We start from the raw sequence: 1,427 nt of genomic DNA on the forward strand, positions 1-1,427 counted from the left end.
TAATGCCGATCAGTTAAGTAAAAAAGACTGGTTGAACGATCCTCCAAGGATGTCAAAATCCGAGTGTTTCTTTAACACTCGGATTTTTTATGTTTCTTAGACAAGCCCTTAATCAAGTCCATAACTTCTCTCCAGAACAGCTCTCAGGGTTATCAGATCTGCTGTCCCCGGAACTCGTCGAGCAGTGCCTCCAAGAGTCTGGGGTTGCGACTATTCGAAAGCGCAGGTTACCAATGGAAATGATGGTTTGGAGTGTTTTAGGGATGTCCCTTTATCGTCATTTATCGATGGATAAAGTAGTCTCGCAACTTGATATTCTCCTACCGGGTAAGAAGCCATTTGTCGCACCTAGCGCTGTCATACAGGCACGTCACCGACTTGGTTCCGACGTTATGGAAGCCGTGTTCAATCACACTCAACGACTTTGGCACCGCAAGACTCCCCATCCCGATTGGCATGGGTTAACACTTCATGCTGTAGATGGTGTTGTGTGGAGAACACCAGACACTAAAAGTAATGATGAGCATTTTAGTAGAACAGGCAATAAAACAACGATATCTGACTACCCTCAAGTGAGAATGGTCTGCCATATGGAGCTGACCAGTCATTTACTCAACAGCGCTTCATTCGACTCAGTATCTAAAAGTGAAGTCGACCTTACGATCCCCCTTATTGAACAATCTCCCTCAAATAGCTTAACTATTTTTGACCGCGGATTTTACGCCTTGGGCTTACTGCATAAATGGCAAACCAGTGGCGAGGAAAAACATTGGCTGATCCCATTAAGAAAAGGGGCTCAATACACTGTGTTATCGAAGGTAGGCCGAGGACAAGAGCTCGTTGAGCTCAAGCTATCACCTCAAGCTCAAAAGAAGTGGGTTGATGCCCCCAAAACTCTCCAAGCTCGTTTAATCACAAAGACGATTAAAGGAAAAGAAGTCCGACTATTAACGTCAATGATAGACACGATGAAATATCCTGGTGCTGATATCGCCGAACTATATAGCCATCGTTGGGAAATAGAGTTGGGGTATCGTGAGATGAAGCAATACATGCTTCAGAACCAACTAACGTTAAGAAGCAAAAAGCCAGAGTTAGTGAATCAAGAGCTTTGGGGAATGCTGGTTGCTTACAATCTACTGCGGTTCATGATGTGTCAAATGGCCTATCATCAGAAGTCAGTGATGCCTTATCAAATCGGGTTTAAACAGGCTTCATTGTTCCTTGTTGGACAGCTTCAATTATTACCAGCGGTCGCACCGGGACGAATCCCAGAAGTAATAAACTACATACTGGATATGTCAGAAAGCTTTATTCTACCTGAGAGGCGAGAACGAAGTTACCCAAGAGCAGTAAAAAAGAGGCCTTGTCGTTATGCGACAAGGCCTCCAAGAAGACGCTAAACGATGCTTAACTTACAAGCATTA

1 protein-coding gene is annotated in these 1,427 nt (G+C 44.2%); it reads left to right on the forward strand.

Annotated elements, in window-relative coordinates; genetic code table 11:
• Nucleotides 1-89: 89 nt before the first annotated feature.
• Complete coding sequence (locus tag AB4407_RS19790; protein ID WP_132970197.1) at nucleotides 90-1,403, forward strand: IS4 family transposase; 1,314 nt, start codon at nucleotides 90-92, stop codon at nucleotides 1,401-1,403.
• Nucleotides 1,404-1,427: the final 24 nt, after the last annotated feature.

Source organism: Vibrio sp. 10N.261.46.E11 (genome assembly GCF_041472735.1).
In the GTDB taxonomy this organism is placed as follows: Bacteria; Pseudomonadota; Gammaproteobacteria; order Enterobacterales; family Vibrionaceae; genus Vibrio.

Bases quoted from the DNA above. Each gene is read 5' to 3' on its own strand.
- AB4407_RS19790 (WP_132970197.1), top strand. From the start codon at position 90: ATGTTTCTTAGACAAGCCCTTAATCAAGTCCATAACTTCTCTCCAGAA.